Source organism: Neobacillus massiliamazoniensis (genome assembly GCF_001048695.1).
Lineage (GTDB): Bacteria > Bacillota > Bacilli > Bacillales > Cytobacillaceae > Neobacillus > Neobacillus massiliamazoniensis.
The window spans coordinates 1,017,863-1,035,670 of the sequence record NZ_CVRB01000001.1 but is presented as its reverse complement, the minus strand read 5'-3'; the positions used below and the strand labels follow the sequence as shown (position 1 = coordinate 1,035,670).

Below are 17,808 nucleotides of genomic sequence, written 5' to 3'. Positions count from 1 at the left end.
TTTCACCTTTTTTTACGACTTTCCCCTTGCCGAGTAGATTGAATCGCCCTTGCACCTTTAGGCCGTTTATTCATTTTCCATAAAGGCAATCGAATAAAGGTATCTTTCATGTCGGAAAATCGAAAAGGAGCCAATGGGCTTCCATACGGTATTCCCAAAGATTCAAGACTAACGAAATGTGCAACCAAAGTCATTGAGCCGATGACAATTCCGACAAAGCCGAAGAAGGCAGCCAATAGCATCATGGGGAATCGAAGTAATCTAATCGCTGAGCCCATGTCATAATTAGGAATAATGAAAGAAGCAATGGCAGTTACAGCTACCACAATAATCATAATATTGCTCACAATACCGGCTTGAACGGCAGCTTGTCCAATAATAATGCCTCCCACAATACCAACCGTTTGCCCGATTGGAGTAGGCAAACGGACAGCTCCTTCACGCATCATTTCCAAAGTCAACTCCATGAGAAATGCTTCCATTACCGGTGAAAATGGAACTTGGGTCCTTGATTCGGCAATTGAAAGGTAAAGCTGTATCGGAATAACTTCAAAATTAAATGATATTAACGCAACATAGGTTGCTGGAAGAAATAAAGCAATCATAAAAGCTACAAAACGAAGTATACGAATGAAGGAGGCAACTAGCCATCGTGTACTATAATCATCCACCGCCTGAAAAAAGGAGGTGAAACCGGAAGGAGCAATCAAAACAAAGGGAGAACGATCCACAACAACTGCAAATCGCCCTTGGAGAATATGGGATACAGTCGTATCTGGCCTTTCAGTTAATATAAATTGTGGAAAAGGTGAATATGGATTATCTTCAATGAACTCTAAAAGTTCACCTGTATTAATAATGGCATCAACGTCTATTTTTTCAATTCTCGATTCCAATTCTTTTAGCACTTCTTTGGATGCCACATCTTTTAAATATAAAATAGTAACCTTCGTCTTCCCTCGTATACCAACCGTCATCTCTTTCAAAATGAGTTCCTGTTGAGGGATGTATCTTCGTATAAGAGCAATATTCTGACTATCAGATTCTACAAAGCTCTGGTGTGTTCCCTTTAAGGATATCTCGATATGAGGCTCTTTTATGTCAATTTTTGGACCACCTTTTGTATCTAATTGATATCCTGTTATTTGCCCGTTAATAAATAAAACACTATTTCCATTTAAGATCGCCTGTTCAACCTGACTCCAGACTTCGACAACTTTCGTCTTCCCCACTGTGACAGGCAACACTGTGATATAGTCGGTGGTGCCGTGTATCAAGGGCTGTAAAACATTATGTTGAATTGAATTTTTATCGGATAATCCAGAAAAATACACTAAAGCCGCTTCGGATTGAGTCGCTTTAATCTGAAAGCGCCGGATGACCAAATCAGGAGACTCATAAAACCGTCGCTGAATATACTTGATATTTATGGATACATCAGGGGATAGCACAATATCTTCATTGTTTTTATTAGAAATATGAGCATTGTTACTTTCTTGTTTATTACCTGAGTTGTATAAGTCTTTTAAAACCTTTAGTAAATAAAACATGCACCCTGGATCCTTCCTATATCTGTTTTAATCTATTTCTATTATGGATTTCCAAATAGAAAATTATGTCACATCCTTTCTATAAAAGAATAAGAAATAGAAGTTCTTTGAAGATTTTTAAAGTGATGCAAAAATCTTACATAAAAGCACCTGAATTTATTCGACTTTTCCGTTGAAGAAGAAATGGGGGTTACATGTGAAGTTCACCCCAATTATCAGTTTCAACTAAGCCGTTAACACAAATAGCGACTACCCTAATTGAGCAATCGCATTCGTTACTTGTTCAAGAAAATATTCTTTATAACATATAATATGAATATTGTTCATTTATTTACTTTGATGCTCATATCGGACTATCCATTTGCTAAATATAGCCATAACCTTATGAATGACAAATAAATTGATTACCATAATAATAAAGCACAAAATAGAGTACAAAATGATAGTATTTAACGAGGCAATCTGAATTATTTGCTTAATAATATAAATACAAATAGGCAAACAAATAACACTTGTAACAATAACAGGTATATATTTCCTCACTATCAGTGCTTGAAAACAATGTATTAACAAATGCAAAGTAAAGGCAATAAATGAACCGATCCATAAACTATACCAATTTGTCATATAGGAAACGATCGTAATTATACTAATTAAAATGAATTCTTCCGCTACCCCTAAAGCGAAGGCAGATGTTGTCATATTTTCAAAATGAGGCAATAACTTTTTTGATAATACAGGAAACCTTTCACTTAAATTACTTTTATTTTTGCCTATCCATGCTCGCATGAAAATTATTTCTTCAAAATCATGGAACATAAAAAGTAAAGGGAAAAGCCAAATAAGAACTTGCATATCTGTCATTTTTCATCACCTCTTTATATCCTTCATAACTATTAACAATAATAGACTTACCTCTTGTGACATAGATTACCAAAATTCAACAGTTCTGCTTTACCCACTGAGTAAACACTCAATATTATTCAAAAAAAATTTAGTATTCTTAATTGGAATTATCTAGTCCTTTTAATATAAGATTTACTAAATCCTCGATATAGTTATCATTTTCATGAGTGTGTTCATCTGATATTCTTTCTCCAACAAAAAAATGGGTAAATAAGGTTGAAAGAAACATTGAAGTAGCCAATTCAATCTTCTGTTTTTCAACAGGACCAGAAACTGCCCTTGTCAGATGCATGGTGATATGTTCAGACATTGAATGAATAATGTCAACAACTTTTCCACTTACATCTTTGTTCTGTACCATTTCAGGGGACCAAATAAATGACAAAAAACTTTTATTACAAGATAAAAAATCGGAATATAAATGACCCGCTTGAATTAAAGCTGGAACAGAATTCATTTCCGATAATTCTCTCATCTCCTCGTTCATTGAACCAATAATTGAAAACTCACGAATAAGATGATTGTTTTTCCATAACGGTATAACCACTGTTTAGCTCCCTCTACCCCTAATAAACAAACAGACGACCATACAATTGGTCGTCTGTTTGTTTATAACTCTAGCCATGCTTGAATCGGTTTCCTCTATCTTTTCAAAAATGCACTATTGTTGTGACAAAACATATTGAGCGTCTCGCAGCAAATAGGTTGCAGCTACACTTGAAATGTGTTTCCCGTTTTGTGCATTTACTTCATTCACAAAACTGTTCAAATCGTTGTTTGCCAATTTGGCCTGCAGGCTATTGGAAATTCCGGCATTATCGATCCATTTCGTATCGACAAAGCGCGTCACCAACGCCTTTAAGGAATCAATGCTGGCCACTGTCTGAAAGTGAACAGTTTTACTCCCCATATTGCCGGCTTGGTCAATTGAGGATATAACAAGGGTATGAGGACCAAGCGGCAACGTATACAGCGGGATCGTCGTTCCGATTTTGTAAAAATTCGTATCAAGAGTCACCATCGTTTTACTGTTGTCAACACCTGATAAGTTGTCGGCCAATGCAAACTCAGGTGTCAGATCACTGGAATTTTCATATATGCTCCCATCCCCTGGTACGGATACCGAGATTTCCGGAGCAGTCTTATCGATACCAATGGCAAGATGTTTCACTGCTTCCACATTGCCAGCGTTATCTATGGCTCGATACTCTATACTGTGCATACCATCAGTAGTCAGCGTTAATTCAGTTTTGTTTGTCCAATCACCGCCGTCTACCCTTGTCTCGATGCGATTTACACCAGTTCCATTAGGATCGTCCTCTGCAGTGAACTTCACATTCACATCTCGTGAGTTCCAAGCGCCGTCACCAGTAACCCCATCTGTCGTTACCGTTGTAACTGGCGGTTGAACATCGGCGCTTCGCCCATAGACCTCAAATTCATAAATATTTGCAGTTCCCGTTTCATTAGCATTTTGCGGCGTAGTAATATAAAGCCTTACATACCTTACGTTGGTTTTCGGTATATACCTGTCCGTGCTGTTCGAAACGTTTCCTTCTACTGAATCCAGGTCACTCCAGACAGTTCCATCTAGACTTCCTTGAAGCTTATAATTTTTTGTATTCAGGGATAAGGTCTCTCCGCCTTCTCCAGCATGCTTTACTACCCATCTGGATATGTCATAATTTTCTCCAAGATCAACCATTAGCCATTTGTCCCCGTTAGTATTCGAAGACCACTTACTGCCACTTGCAGCTGATCCATCTACTGCCTTGGAAGGTTCGTATCCTGCTATACTTCCGTTGGATGTAACCGTCTTGTTCAGAGCCAAATTTACCGGAGCAGGATCGTAGCCTAAAGTAGTAACTTTTAATGGACTACTAGACTCTGAAATATTTCCTGCTTCATCCTTAGCTTTTACAGTAAATTGATATGTCGTATTTGGAGTCAATCCTGTTACTTTAAAGTTCGTACGCCCTGTTGTTGACCCAATTAGAGTATCACCATTATAAATATCGTAACCTGTAACACCTACATTACCCTTAAAATTATCAGTAGCTACATCCCATGACAGATTTACCATCTTGTCTGTTAATACTTTCGTTGTGACATTAGTTGGTGCGGTAGGCGCTTGCTTATCCGCTGCAAGTGCATCGGCTGTATAATTATTGATGGTCCACTTAGTTACCGTACTCTTTGTGTTGAAGTCTCTTCCATTTAGCACAACCCTGTCGGCATAAACATCAACAATCAAGCCTTGACCTGAATCCTTAACAGCTCCATCTCTTACCATTGAAAAGTACTGCTTGTTATAAAAAGTACCCGGTAACGTGAGAGGATAATGTATATGTCCCGTTATTAATAAGCTTTGAGGATATTTTCCAATAATGTCCTCTAATTTTTGATCCTGTACCGCATCACTTTGATAAGGATCCCACGGATATTCCTGATATACAGTGTTATCTAGTGGCTGATGAAGGAATAAAAATATCGGTTTATCTTTACTTGCACCCTCTGCCAACTTATCATTTAACCACTGAAGTTGGGTATCTGAAAGATATGCACTGTCTTTATCATCAGTCTCTGTTGCCAAATAGATGAAATGGTATCCGTTTATCCACTTATCATAATAAGTATTTGGCATACCTGTATGTGTCAAAAATCTGCTTTTAGCAGTATCATATCCTCCCTGCAACCACCTTACATCATGGTTCCCTAAAACATAGTTGGCATTAAGTTGAGGATATTTATTCATTCTGTTCATAAATAAATTATATTCTGCATCTGTTCCGTAATCGGTAAGATCTCCAACAACGCTAACGTTTTGTACATTATTACCAATTGCGTCCTGCAATGCATTGTTAAGTGAGACATCAGCGAAATCACCTGGTGTATTTGCATGTGTATCAGAAATGGACATAAAGCTGAATTTATAACTTGTATCCCTATCTGGGGTTGTCGAAGCAAGAACAGTCACATTGATGCTTGTTGACAATGCTACATTGTTCGGATTTGTTACGTCTGAAGGCTGATCTACTGTTCCTGTTACCTTGAAACTCTGCTCGGTCTTCACGGACGGGTCGTATCCTGAGGCAGCTATATTCCATGTTACAGGTGCATTCACATTTCCATCATCGGTTACCATTACTACTGTGCTAGGCAATCCAAGTGCCACCGCTGTTGGCGCTGTTCCGTTTATCACTCCTGTAATCGCTGCAGGTGCTGTGATGCTTGTTAGATTCCTCGGCTTTATATCTACTGTAAAAGTTGCTGTCTTACCACGTACATTGATGGTCAGCTTCTGGGCGGCTGCTGCAGTTGAACTGTTGAAGCCACTTACATCGGAAGATCTGACTTCCTCCACCCTTGTCGTACCGTCTATGTAGGTACCGGTGACCACCATACCCGTGGTATCAAGGCTCTCTCCAATACGGTAAACTGTCTTTGCTGGTGGTTTTGTAATGCTAATGCTGTTCAACGTTTTTGAAAATTGAAACCAGTTGAGGTTGGCTACATATGTTTTTCCCGCCGCTACCTTGAGTACAAGGTATACATCATGAATTCCAGTAACATTGGCGATATCGGTAGATTGAGTCTGATAGACATTCCAGTTGTCTGCTGCTGTAGCAGAGACAGTAAGTGTTCCCGCTAAAGGACCTGTCGGACTGTCAAGCCTGATTTCAATATTACCGCCTGCATTTGATCCCTTTACTGAAAGTCTTGCACTAAATTTGGTAGCGCCATTAACACCGCTGCCAAAGTCAATTTTATTATATACTAAATACTGGTTGTCATTTGTACCTCCCACACTTTGTCCACCATCTGGGCAGGCTTCGACTTTAAGGTAATCACCCGACTTGGAACTAAAGTTTTCGGCTTCTGTTAGAGTGTACGCGCTTTTACCATCGACCGCTATGTTGTAGGTTGCTGTCTTACCACGTACATTGACGGTCAGTGTCTGGCTGGCCACTGCAGTTGAACTGTTAAACCCGCTTACATCGGAAGATCTGACTTCCTCCACCCTTGTCGTACCATCTATGTAGGTGCCGGTGACTACCATACCCGTGGTATCAAGGCTCTCTCCAATACTGTAAACTTTCTTTGTTGGCTGTTTTGTAATGTCAATGCTGTTCAACGTTTTTGAAAACTGAAACCAGTTGAGGTTGGCTACATATGTTTTTCCCGCTGCTACCTTGAATACAAGGTATACATCATGAACTCCAGTAACATTGGCGATATCGGTGGATTGAGTCTGATAGACATTCCAATTGTCTGCAGCCGTAGCAGAGACAGTAAGTGTTCCCGCTAAAGGACCTGTCGGACTATCAAGCCTGATTTCAATATTACCGCCTGCATTTGATCCCTTTACTGAAAGTCTTGCACTAAATTTGGTAGCACCATTAACTCCACTACCAAAATCAATACTATTATATTCTAAATACTGGTTGTCATTAGTACCTCCCACACTTTGTCCACCATCTGGGCAGGCTTCGACTTTAAGGTAGGAACCCGACTTGGAACTAAAGTTTTCGGCTTCTATTAAACTATATCCATCACTTGCTGCATGCACCGCCATATAGCCAACACTGCTGCTGAGTAGATATGAAACTATCAGGATGAATGAAAAAAATATCTTGTAAAATTTTGCTAAGGTAACCATAAACATCTCCCTTGATTTTTTTCTATCGATAGTATTTCAATTGTACCAACCGATTGTAAAATTCTTGTCCGCGAGCTGTAAACGTATTGTAAAGTTAGAAATATATCCTTTTATTTGTATTTTTTGTTTCCTCTGCTGTTGAATTTGTCTAAGAAGGTTACCGTTGTATTCGTGAGGAGATAACAAATCGTGGATATAAAGGAATTCATAAAAGTGCAGACTTTTGGTAATTTCATAAAAAAATCACAATGGATTTGACTATGGATATGAACATCTTTTTTAACCTGATTAAGTTAGTAGAATAAGAAGATATTAATATCTGCTCTCTTCATTTTAGAGGAGAGTTTTTTCTTTTAGTAGTAAACAAGAAAAGCGTATTTGGTATACCAAAAGGCCATCTATTGTATAAGAAATCCTTTAAGAACAATTAAAAAGGGACATCCAAATCGTTACGATTTGCTGCCCCTTTTCCAATCATCTTTTATATTTCTTCTATTAATATTATCTTTGAAAGAACATCATTCCGTTTATTTTATGAAGCTTTATTGCTAACTAATGCAGAATTTTTCTCCATGTCAAAACGGTATGAAATAAAGCCGTACAATATCCAGCCAGCGAAGGTAGCAATTGAGCCGTAAGTCATTGCTTCTAAACCTGAGCCATAAAGAGCATATAGGCTGTAAAGGGATGCAATTACGGCTACAAAGTTACTGATATTCGCCTTTTTAGCCGGTACTTTGGCAATTTTTTGCATAACCATTATGGCAGACATAGATAATAAGTATGGAATCATGTTGGTTACGACGGCCAAGTTAACTAAAGTATTAAATTGTTTATTTAAGGACGGGCTGATTGTCATCAATGCTAATAAAGTTTGAACGATACAAAGAATCACCATTCCAACAATCGGAGTTTCGGTTTTTGTTATTTTCGTAAATACTTTAGGGTAATATCCTTCTGTAGCAGAGCTCTTGAATACTTGGGCGATTGTAAACTGCCAGCCTAATAAAGAACCTATGCAAGAAATAACCATTAAGGCCATAACCACTTTACCGACAACCGGGTTAAACATGGTTGCAAATGCTAAACCAAATGGAGCATTTGATTCTACCAAATGCGCGTTAGGAACAATACCGGCAATAACGTTTGTTGACAGAATATAAACCACAGCAGCTCCCAAAGTACCGCCAAGCACGGCAATCGGAACATTCTTTTCCGGATTTTCAACGGCATCCATATTCGCAGATGCAGATTCAAGTCCTAAGAAAGCCCATAAAGTAATGGAAATTGATTTTCCAATTCCTGAAAAGAGCGAATAATGATGTGGATTCCATGATGTTACATAACGGTGACCATCAAACCAAAACCAACCAATAATACTAACAGCCACTACAGGGATAATGACTCCCCATACAGTCACTGAACCAATTCTTCCGGTAATTTGGGCACCGCCAAAATTAAGAACTGTGGTAACCCATAATAAAATGATTGTCCAAATACAAACATTAATAGGAGAAAGTGTCACACCTAAAAATACTGTTGCATAACCTACGGCAGTTATAGCAATCGCTACGTTACTAACAAGCAAGGACAAACTATACGTATAGTTGGCCATAAAGCTGCCGGCTTTACCAAAAGCATACTCGGAATATCCACCCATGCCCCCGCCTTTACGGCTGTAGATCCCACATTGGGCAAATCCATATGCCAATGCTACAGATCCCAGTGCAGTCACTAACCAGGAAAGAATAGACATTGTTCCTACTTGTGCTAAGTTTGTTGGAAGCATTATGATCCCAGAGCCCATCATATTTACAGCCGTTAATATGGTTAACTGTAAAGCATTCATTTTCGTCTTTTTTTGACTCATAATTAACAACTCCGTTTTAATATAGTAAAGTTCAAATTTTTTAACGTTATACTGACTCGTAAACGCATACATCACATAGGCGCTATTGAAGCGTTTATTATCAACATAACGGTCTTGACCTTTGATTTGGCGGTTCTTCTTATGAATTTGTGACGATTGGGAAAATCCTGCTGGCTGTTTATGAACGGACTGGGTGAAAAAAAATCCCGGGATCTTCCGGTGTTAAATCTAGTAATAACGGGGTGCAATCCTTCATCATTGGGAAGAATTGTTTATACCGTATCTACGCCAAGTCAAATAAAAAATAGTCGCAAAGATAGCCGATTCAGAAAAAAACCTCTTCGAAGAAGGCTTCAAAGAGGTTTTGAAATGAATTAGACTAGAACCTCTGCACCTTGGAGGGAAACGACAGTCCCAGCTTTTCCAACAATAGCGTTAAAAGCTTTTTCGAGTGAGGTAATGATTGTTTTACGACCAGGACTTGTCTCTGCAAAGCTGACCGCAGCTTCCACTTTAGGAAGCATGCTTCCTGCAGCAAAGTGCCCTGATTCGATATAAGATTTAATTTCGGCAACTGTTACATCTTCTAATTTCTTTTGAGTTGGCTTGTTAAAATCAATGTAAACATTATCAACCCCTGTTAAAATAATTAGCGCATCTGCATCAACAAGCTCGGCAAGTTTTTGAGATGCAAAGTCTTTATCGATTACAGCTTCTACCCCGGTCAAACCATTTTCAGTTTCAATAACCGGGATTCCGCCGCCCCCTGTCGAAATAACAATGTTTCCTTGTTCAACGAGGGAATTAATAACGGAATGCTCCATAATGCTAACTGGTTTAGGTGATGCAACAACCCTTCTCCAGCCGCGGCCAGCATCTTCTTTAAAACATGTATGGGTTTCTTCCATTATTCTTTGCGCTTCATCTTCGCTGTAGAAAGGTCCGATTGGCTTTGTTGGATTAACAAATGCAGGGTCATTTTTGTCAACCAAAACGCGAGTAACGACCGTTACTACATTTTTTATAATTCCACGTTCACTCAATGCTTTTTCCATTGCATTTTGCATCCAATAGCCAATCATTCCCTGGCTCATCGCGCCACAAGTATCAAGCGGCATAGCAGGATTTTTAATAGAATCTGCGGCTGCCTGCTGTAGTAAAATATTTCCTACTTGTGGTCCGTTCCCATGAGAAATGATTATATCCATACCTTGTTCGATAAAATCGACCAATTGTTTTGCTGTTGTTTCAAGAGCCTGTTGCTGGGCTACAGCTGAAGCATCTCCTGACTGAATGGCGTTGCCACCTAATGCGATAACAACTTTCTTTTTCATATGCTTTATCCTCCTATTCTTCTTTCCATTAGCCATTTTCTTTTATTGGAAAGAAAAGAAGGAGAAGGGAGAAAAAACTCCTTCTCCTTCTAGTAAACTCTTAATCTAAATTCCCAAGAGTTGCGGCCATAATTGCCTTAATTGTGTGCATTCTGTTTTCTGCTTGATCAAATACCTTTGACTGAGCACTGCGGAATACTTCATCAGTTACTTCCATTTCAGAGAGACCAAATTTTTCATAGGTTTCTTTTCCGGATTTTGTTTCAAGGTCATGGAAAGCAGGCAGGCAGTGTAAGAAGATCATTTTGTCATTTCCTGTCTTTTTAACCATTTCCATATTTACTTGATATGGAGAAAGGAGAGCGATTCTTTCTGCAAACTTATCTTCTTCTCCCATAGAAACCCATACGTCTGTGTAAATCACGTCAGCTCCGGCAACACCTTCATCCACATTGCTGGTAATGGTAACCTTGCCTCCTGATTTTTCTGCAAGTTCTTTTGCCAATTCCACGATTTCTTTTTCTGGGAATAGTGATTCTGGTGAACAAATCCGAACATCCATACCAACAAGTGCTCCGCCTACAAGCAAGCTGTTTGCAACATTGTTGCGTCCGTCGCCAACGTATACGAATTTAATTCCTTCAAGTCTTCCGAAATTTTCTCTAACTGTTAAGAAGTCAGCAAGTGTTTGAGTTGGATGCCATGTGTCTGTTAATCCGTTCCATACTGGTACACCAGAATGCTCTGCCAACATTTCAACTTTTTTGTGCTCGAAGCCGCGGAATTCGATTCCGTCAAACATGCGTCCCAAAACTTTTGCTGTGTCTTCTACGGATTCCTTTTTACCTAATTGAATGTCATCTTTGCCTAGATACTCTGGATGTGCACCAAGATCAATACAAGCTACTGTAAAGGAGCAGCGTGTGCGAGTAGATGGTTTTTCAAATAATAGGGCAATATTTTTACCTTCTAAATGACGGTGTGGAATCCCATTTTTCTTTTCATCTTTTAACTTCATTGCTAAATCGATAAAATATACGAACTCTTCTTTTGTAAAATCCTTTTCGCAAAGAAAACTTTTTCCATGTAATTTAGGTGCAGTTGCTAACATATCTATTCTCTCCTTTAGTTAAGTTTGTATTTTTTTCAATAGTGTGTGGTCAAATCATTATTTCCTAATGTTCTCACGTACAATCGGCATACTCATGCAGCGAGGGCCCCCACGGCCACGAGATAATTCGGAGCTTAAGATTTCTACTACCTCAATACCGTGCTGACGCAATAATTCATTAGAAATATAGTTTCTGTCGTACGTTACAACGACTCCTGGTGCAATCGCTAGTGTATTAGAGCCATCATTCCACTGCTCACGGGAAGAAGCTATTTCATCGCCACCGCCGCATGGAATAAGAACCAGTTCACTAAGCCCAAGCGCTTCTTTTAAAGCTTCTTGGAGGTTGGAACGATGTGAGATATTGACGTGTTCGTCATCTTCACCCTTTTCAAGAATATAGACATTCATATCTCCTTGAGGACCTTGAATCCCAGGGTGAATCGTAAATTTATCATAGTCCACCATGGTAAATACCGTATCTAAATGCATAAACGCGCGGCATTTAGGGATTTCAACGGCAAGTACCTTTTTAAAGGAGCTATTCTTTTTGAAAAGATTTAAGGCCAGCCTTTCAATCGCTCTTGCTGATGTACGAGCCGAAACACCGATGGCGATGACTTCATCACTTAAAATAAGCTCATCTCCGCCTTCAATCGAGAACTCATAATCACGGTCTAGCCAAACCGGAACATCATGATCTGCAAACCGCGGATGGTGCTTAATAATATATTGCATAAATAATGATTCACGACGGCGAGCCGGTTCACGCATACTATTAATGGTCAGCCCGTTCCCAATGCTTGCTGCCGGGTCTCTAGTAAAATAGAGGTTTGGCATTGGATCTAAGTAGAATGGATATTGATCATCCATTAATTCATACAAATGTGTTTTTTTACTTTCTTCTATTTCTTTTTTAAGGACACCACTCATGATTTTATCTACCATTTCCATAGAAGAAAAAGATAACAGGTATTCTCTCAATATTTTTGCTGCGCCATTGACATTGGCTCGGCTTTCTCTTAAAATATCATCAACAAATTGTTTTTTTAGTTCTGGGTTACTTAATGTCTCAGCAGCTAATTTTTCGAGGTATAGAACTTCTATGCCTCTATTTTTTAATGTCTCGGCAAAGTAGTCATGCTCTCTTTGGATGATTGGCAAATAAGGAATATCATCAAATAAAAGACGTTGTAGATATTCAGGTACTAGATTTTCAACTTCTTTACCAGGGCGTTTTAATAAAACTGTTCTTAAAGTACCGATTTCTGATGTAACATGGATGGGGTGCTTTAATTTATGGTTTATTTCTCTCTCAGAAGCGATCTCCGCTATACTGCTCATTTTTCCTTTCCCCCTTTAAGTGAACTTTTCTTGCTACACCTATATATTAGGCGATATGAATCATCCAATTTGTGAAATGCTTAACAAATAATTTGTTAAAATCATTACGTTTTTTTGTCGTTTCTATAGGTCGGTTTGTATATTTTTGTACAATTTTATTAATTTCAGGCTGCTCAGGACAGGATTTATGCATATCAAATGCATGTCAAATAAAGTTCACAGATTAAGTTCTAAAATTCAGAGAATTATCCGTCAGGTTAGGGTTAAACCTTCGCATAGGTAAAAAAATAGAGGCTGTCCCAAAAGGTGTCAGGCACCACTATATGTACAAAGTTCATGATAATTTTTCCGCTATGGTGATTGGAGCGGAGGGCGCTCGACTCCTCGAAAATGCTATCGCATTTCCTTCGTGCGTGGGCGGATTCAAGGATGTAATTCAATGTCCTGCGGGAGTACGGGGCAGGGGAGACCCCGCAGGCGCAATAGCGCCGAGGAGGCTCACCGGACCGCCACTAGAGCGGAAATCACCAGACAAAGTTTAACAGACCATAAAAAAAGGGGGTGCCCCTAAAAGTTTTGGGACACCCTCTTTAAAGCATTTCTTTTTATCTTCTACGATTCGATAGGCAAATCTTTTACCAGCTTTGAAAGCTGATTACTCACTCGATTTACCAAGGTCATTTTTTCTTGCAATTTAATTGATTTCTTTAAAGTAATTCGGCTTATGGAAGCGAATTCTCTTTGCGTTAACGGATATAATTTCTTCTTTTTTTAATTGGTTCATAACCAGGCTGACGGTTTCTCTTGTTGTACCAGATATTTTGGAAATCGTTAAAGCAGTAAGCGGGCACGGGATCACAAATTCCTTACCTTCCTTCACACCTAGATCATCCATCAAATATTGCAAAGTGTGCAAAACACGTTCTTGTGCATTAGGAATGAGAATTTGCTGTACCCTCTTTTGATGAAGTGAAAGAATGATTGAAAGCTTGGAAATCACATGCTTTAACGCCTTCGCATTTATATTAAGCATTTCCTCAAATACATGTGATGGAACAAAATAGACCATTATATCGGTAGCAGCAATGGCCGTATTTTTATAGTATCTTTCTGTAAAGATCCCCCCATAAGCTAACATTTGATTGGGTTTCACTATATCGAGATAGAGCATGCTGCCCTCTTCACTGCCGCTTTCGTACATCACATACCCATCGAGCAGGAAAAAGATTTTATCACGCGGATCGCCTTCCATAAATATACGCTGATTTTTCTTGTAGATCCGAAAATAAAAGAAAGGAAGATATTTTTGTAGTGTTTTAGCAGGAATGCATCTTAAAATATCAAATTGCTGTAAATCTGAAAGGACGTCCATTTTTATCGCAGTTGAGTTAAGCATAAAAGCATCACCTTTCTAAGCTAGTCTAGATCATTTATAAAACCTTCCATTTGTTCTTTGATTCTGGTGGCGCTTTCTCTGGAGCGGCATATAATTAAGCACGTATCATTTCCGCAAATGGTGCCTGCTTTACCCTCGAGTTCCAGTGAATCTAAAAGCGCTCCAAAAGAATGAGCATTCCCTGGTAATGTTTTCAAGAGAACAAAATATTCAATAACCTCAAGGCTAACAAGGTCTTCCATTAGTTTACGCCTTAGTTTATTTGAATTTAGTTTATCTGAAATGAGATTTTCTTCCTCAATCTTAGAGCTATATTTAAGGCTTCCATCTTTTGTTTGCACTTTAATAAGCTTTAATGTATGTATATCTCGTGAAATCGTTGCTTGTGTCACGGTTAACCCTTTTTTAAAAAGTAAATGCTGCAGTTCTTCCTGAGTTTTTACCTCTTGTTCTGAAATCAGTTGTTTAATTTGCTGCAGCCTCATCTCTTTATTCATATTCCAAGCTCGCTTTCAATGTATTTTCATTAAAATGATATATCAAAATAATGATGACTGAAATATACAAAATGTGAACATATTTCAAACAATTTAAAAATATTTACCATTTTAGGTAACTTTTTAGGTGCCTGACATCACATGAACTAAGAGAAATGATTGGGATGCTGGTTCAATTATCAACAAATATTATTCGAATTTTAACTGCTGAATAAAGTAAAAAAGAGATTCCCTATGCCGTGCGCATAGTAAAAGGACTCTGCTTAAAAAAACAGAGTCCTTATTCTTGATTACGGACTTGTGGGAGGAGTAAGCCCAGTAAGCCTAGGAACTACTGGGCTGGCAGAAAATCGAATTTGCTGAACTTGTAACACTTTTAGAGTAAGCTCTAGTACTATTTTTTCACGCAACGTTTTAAATTTTCCCTCAGGAGATGCCATAATTGGTGAAAAATCTAGTTCAAAGAAGTTGGCGGCTACTAACTCACCGAATGGCTGTTCATTAAATTTGACCAGATTTTGAAAGAAAAATTTATCCAAACGAGCATCTAAGTTGGTTGTCTCATTAAGGAAATTAGCCTCAGCAGTTTCAGCAATCCCGATGATTGGAGGATTGGTGAAAGCTGTAATGTCTGTAAAACCAGTAAATGGAATATCTACAATTCGATCTTGAACCTCTCCTTTACATTCATGCGAAACAAATTCAAGATTTTTTCGAATATGTCCTGCTACAAATAATTTCCCTCTTGTCACATTAAAAAAGTCAGTGTTGTCAATCCGTGTAAATGCAACAGGAACAAGTTTCACTTGATTAAGAAATACATTTTTTTTCACTCTTTTAATTTCTGTTGCTGCAGGATGAAGTTTAATATCTGTCTCTACCACAATTTGAATCGTTGGCTCTGCTGTTACAACAGGAACTTTAATCGTTGTCGTAACAGCCGGCCCAACAAATAGATCGGTACCTGAATTCGTAAATGGCACTAATCTTGTCGGTTCTACTGGACATGGACCTCCGGGGACCGGTGTATGATCTGGCTCATGACACTCATGCTCTGGTTGATGACTACCCATAAAGATAACCCCATTTCTTTATAATATTTCGAAATACACTCCTACTTACATTTTTAAGGTATTCCACATTTGTCTTAGAGAATGGGTATGTATAATGGGACATTCACACATATTTGAGAAAATAGGCATTTGAACGAAGTACAAAAGGGCTCTGTTTACAAGAAACAGAACCTTTTTTCTTACATATACTGAAGAACATCCATTACATTGGAGGAGTAAGTCCAGGAAGATTAGGAACGACTGTAGTTAAAGCAACTGCAAGTTGCTGTGTTTGTAATACTTTTACAGTAAGTTCTAGTACGAGTTTTTCAGTCAACGTGCTGAAAGTTCCCTCAGCTGCTGGTTCCGGTGTCGCAAAATCAAGTTCAAAGAAGTTTGCCGCTACTAACTCACCGAATGGCTGTTCATTGAATTTGACAAGATTGTTGAAGAAAAATTTATCCAAGCGAGCATTTAAGTTGTTTGTATCACTAAGGAAACTAGACTCGGAAGTTTCATTGATACCGAGGATTGGTCGATTAATAAGCGTTCCAGCCGCTACACTAAGTTCTGTAAAGCCGGTGAATGGAATATCGACAACTCTATCTGAAAGCGATACAGTACATGCGCCAACCGTAGCCCCAGCCGTAGTAAATTCAATATTTTTGCGGATATGCCCTGCAATAAATAGTTTCGCTCTTTGAAAGGTAAAAAAGTCAGTGCCGTCAACACGTGTAAATGGTGCTTCCGGAACAATTTTCACTTGATCCAGAAATACATTTTTCTTGACTCTTTTAATTTCCGTTGCCATAGCTCCAAGCGCAATCGTTGTCTCAAGCGGAATTTGGATTGTTGGCTCTGCTAGAACAACAGGAACTTTAATCCTATGAACAATTGGTCCAGCTACTGTTGCGGTATTTGCACTCGTAAATGGTGTTAATGGTGTTGGTGTTACTGAACAAGGACCAGGGGGGTCCATGGCTTGATTTGCTTGAATATTATCATTACATCCCAAAAAAATTACCTCATTTCTTATATTTTTTGTAACAGCCCTTTTTACACTGGTATAATATTCTGTATTCTTGTAAAAGAATTGGACATGTATAATAGTTGTTTACATTTTTTTAAATAAATGGGTTTTTTGAGATAAAATCATAAATAAGTTATCTTTTGACTCGGACTTGTTGGACTTGTAGGATATGAATCATTAATTCCACTGCCATTTTCTGATTTATTTATTTTAAGGAATTAAGCACTCGATCATCTGTTTAGAACATATTTCCTGCATCATACTATGGGTAATTTCTTACATTTGCTGAAGAACATTCATTAAACTGGAGGAGTAAGTCCAGGAAGATTAGGAACGACTGAAGTTGCAGTAATGGTAAGTTGCTGAGTTTGTAATACTTTTACAGTAAGTTCTAGGACGAGTTTTTCAGTCAACGTGGAAAAAGTTGCCTCAGGTGCTGGTTCCGGTGTCGCAAAATCAAGTTCAAAGAAGTTTGCGGCTACTAACTCACCAAATGGCTGTTCATTGAATTTGACAAGATTATTGAAGAAAAATTTATCCAAGCGAGCATTTAAGTTGTTTGTATCACTAAGGAAACTAGACTCGGAACTTTCATTAATACCTAAGATTGGTAGATTAATGAGCGTTCCACCCTCTCCTGCTGTAAGTTCTGTAAATCCAGTGAATGGAATATCGACAACTGTATCTGTAAGCGATACAGTACATGCCCCAGGCGTAGTCCCAGCCGTAGTAAATTCAATATCTTTTCGAATATGCCCTGCTATAAATAATTTAGCTCTTTGAAAGGTAAAAAAGTCAGTACCGTCAACACGTGTAAATGGTGCAACCGGAACAAGTTTCACTTGATCTAGAAATACATTCTTTTTGACTCTTTTAATTTCAGTTGCTGCAGGAGTAAGGGTAATCGTTGTCTCAATCGGAATTTGGATTGTTGGCTCTGCTAGTACAACAGGAACTTTAATCCTCCTAACAGTTGGTCCAGCTACTGTTGCGGTATTTGCACTCGTAAAAGGTGTTAATGGTGTTGGTGTTACTGAACAAGGACCAGGGGGGTCCAT

13 protein-coding genes and 1 pseudogene are annotated in these 17,808 nt (G+C 38.5%); all 14 read right to left on the bottom strand.

Annotated features, from left to right (window positions below; genetic code table 11):
- Positions 1-2: 2 nt before the first annotated feature.
- Positions 3-1,550 (bottom strand): spore germination protein, encoded by a 1,548-nt coding sequence (locus tag BN1082_RS04975; protein ID WP_090631697.1) that lies wholly within the window; start codon positions 1,548-1,550, stop codon positions 3-5.
- Between the two features lie 327 nt (positions 1,551-1,877).
- Positions 1,878-2,414, bottom strand: coding sequence for an HXXEE domain-containing protein (locus BN1082_RS04970; RefSeq protein ID WP_090631695.1), 537 nt, complete (start codon positions 2,412-2,414; stop codon positions 1,878-1,880).
- Positions 2,415-2,553: 139 nt separating this feature from the next.
- On the bottom strand, positions 2,554-3,003 hold the full coding sequence (locus BN1082_RS04965) for a hypothetical protein (protein WP_090631693.1): 450 nt from the start codon (positions 3,001-3,003) through the stop codon (positions 2,554-2,556).
- Between the two features lie 114 nt (positions 3,004-3,117).
- The gene (locus BN1082_RS04960; RefSeq protein WP_176699653.1) at positions 3,118-7,116 is read right to left on the bottom strand and encodes a carbohydrate-binding protein; all 3,999 of its coding nucleotides are present in this window, start codon (positions 7,114-7,116) and stop codon (positions 3,118-3,120) included.
- 532 nt (positions 7,117-7,648) lie between these two features.
- Positions 7,649-8,986 (bottom strand): putrescine-ornithine antiporter, encoded by a 1,338-nt coding sequence (gene potE / locus BN1082_RS04955; RefSeq protein ID WP_090633161.1) that lies wholly within the window; start codon positions 8,984-8,986, stop codon positions 7,649-7,651.
- Between the two features lie 111 nt (positions 8,987-9,097).
- Positions 9,098-9,199 (bottom strand): annotated as a pseudogene (locus BN1082_RS28085) (hypothetical protein); the annotation flags it as partial.
- A gap of 161 nt (positions 9,200-9,360) precedes the next feature.
- On the bottom strand, positions 9,361-10,320 hold the full coding sequence (arcC, locus tag BN1082_RS04945; RefSeq protein ID WP_090631686.1) for a carbamate kinase: 960 nt from the start codon (positions 10,318-10,320) through the stop codon (positions 9,361-9,363).
- Between the two features lie 100 nt (positions 10,321-10,420).
- On the bottom strand, positions 10,421-11,431 hold the full coding sequence (gene argF, locus BN1082_RS04940; protein ID WP_090631684.1) for an ornithine carbamoyltransferase: 1,011 nt from the start codon (positions 11,429-11,431) through the stop codon (positions 10,421-10,423).
- Positions 11,432-11,488: 57 nt separating this feature from the next.
- Positions 11,489-12,775 carry an arginine deiminase gene (arcA, locus tag BN1082_RS04935; protein ID WP_090631681.1) on the bottom strand — a complete coding sequence of 429 codons (1,287 nt, stop codon included), beginning with the start codon at positions 12,773-12,775 and terminating at the stop codon, positions 11,489-11,491.
- Between the two features lie 694 nt (positions 12,776-13,469).
- On the bottom strand, positions 13,470-14,171 hold the full coding sequence (locus BN1082_RS04925) for a Crp/Fnr family transcriptional regulator (protein WP_090631677.1): 702 nt from the start codon (positions 14,169-14,171) through the stop codon (positions 13,470-13,472).
- A 20-nt stretch (positions 14,172-14,191) separates the two neighbouring features.
- Complete coding sequence (locus BN1082_RS04920; RefSeq protein ID WP_090631675.1) at positions 14,192-14,668, bottom strand: arginine repressor; 477 nt, start codon at positions 14,666-14,668, stop codon at positions 14,192-14,194.
- A 290-nt stretch (positions 14,669-14,958) separates the two neighbouring features.
- Positions 14,959-15,741 (bottom strand): CsxC family protein, encoded by a 783-nt coding sequence (locus BN1082_RS04915; RefSeq protein WP_245640316.1) that lies wholly within the window; start codon positions 15,739-15,741, stop codon positions 14,959-14,961.
- A gap of 202 nt (positions 15,742-15,943) precedes the next feature.
- On the bottom strand, positions 15,944-16,825 hold the full coding sequence (locus BN1082_RS04910) for a CsxC family protein (protein WP_483814924.1): 882 nt from the start codon (positions 16,823-16,825) through the stop codon (positions 15,944-15,946).
- Between the two features lie 224 nt (positions 16,826-17,049).
- Positions 17,050-17,808: a CsxC family protein gene (locus BN1082_RS04905; protein WP_425412125.1), complete on the bottom strand. Its 759-nt coding sequence runs from the start codon at positions 17,806-17,808 to the stop codon at positions 17,050-17,052.

Excerpts from the sequence above, each read along its gene's own strand:
- BN1082_RS04975 (WP_090631697.1), bottom strand. The coding sequence starts at position 1,550 with ATGTTTTATTTACTAAAGGTTTTAAAAGACTTATACAACTCAGGTAAT.
- BN1082_RS04970 (WP_090631695.1), bottom strand. The coding sequence starts at position 2,414 with ATGACAGATATGCAAGTTCTTATTTGGCTTTTCCCTTTACTTTTTATG.
- BN1082_RS04960 (WP_176699653.1), bottom strand. The coding sequence starts at position 7,116 with ATGGTTACCTTAGCAAAATTTTACAAGATATTTTTTTCATTCATCCTG.
- potE (WP_090633161.1), bottom strand. The coding sequence starts at position 8,986 with ATGAGTCAAAAAAAGACGAAAATGAATGCTTTACAGTTAACCATATTA.
- arcC (WP_090631686.1), bottom strand. The coding sequence starts at position 10,320 with ATGAAAAAGAAAGTTGTTATCGCATTAGGTGGCAACGCCATTCAGTCA.
- argF (WP_090631684.1), bottom strand. The coding sequence starts at position 11,431 with ATGTTAGCAACTGCACCTAAATTACATGGAAAAAGTTTTCTTTGCGAA.
- arcA (WP_090631681.1), bottom strand. The coding sequence starts at position 12,775 with ATGAGCAGTATAGCGGAGATCGCTTCTGAGAGAGAAATAAACCATAAA.
- BN1082_RS04925 (WP_090631677.1), bottom strand. The coding sequence starts at position 14,171 with ATGCTTAACTCAACTGCGATAAAAATGGACGTCCTTTCAGATTTACAG.
- BN1082_RS04920 (WP_090631675.1), bottom strand. The coding sequence starts at position 14,668 with ATGAATAAAGAGATGAGGCTGCAGCAAATTAAACAACTGATTTCAGAA.
- BN1082_RS04915 (WP_245640316.1), bottom strand. The coding sequence starts at position 15,741 with ATGGGTAGTCATCAACCAGAGCATGAGTGTCATGAGCCAGATCATACA.
- BN1082_RS04905 (WP_425412125.1), bottom strand. The coding sequence starts at position 17,808 with ATGGACCCCCCTGGTCCTTGTTCAGTAACACCAACACCATTAACACCT.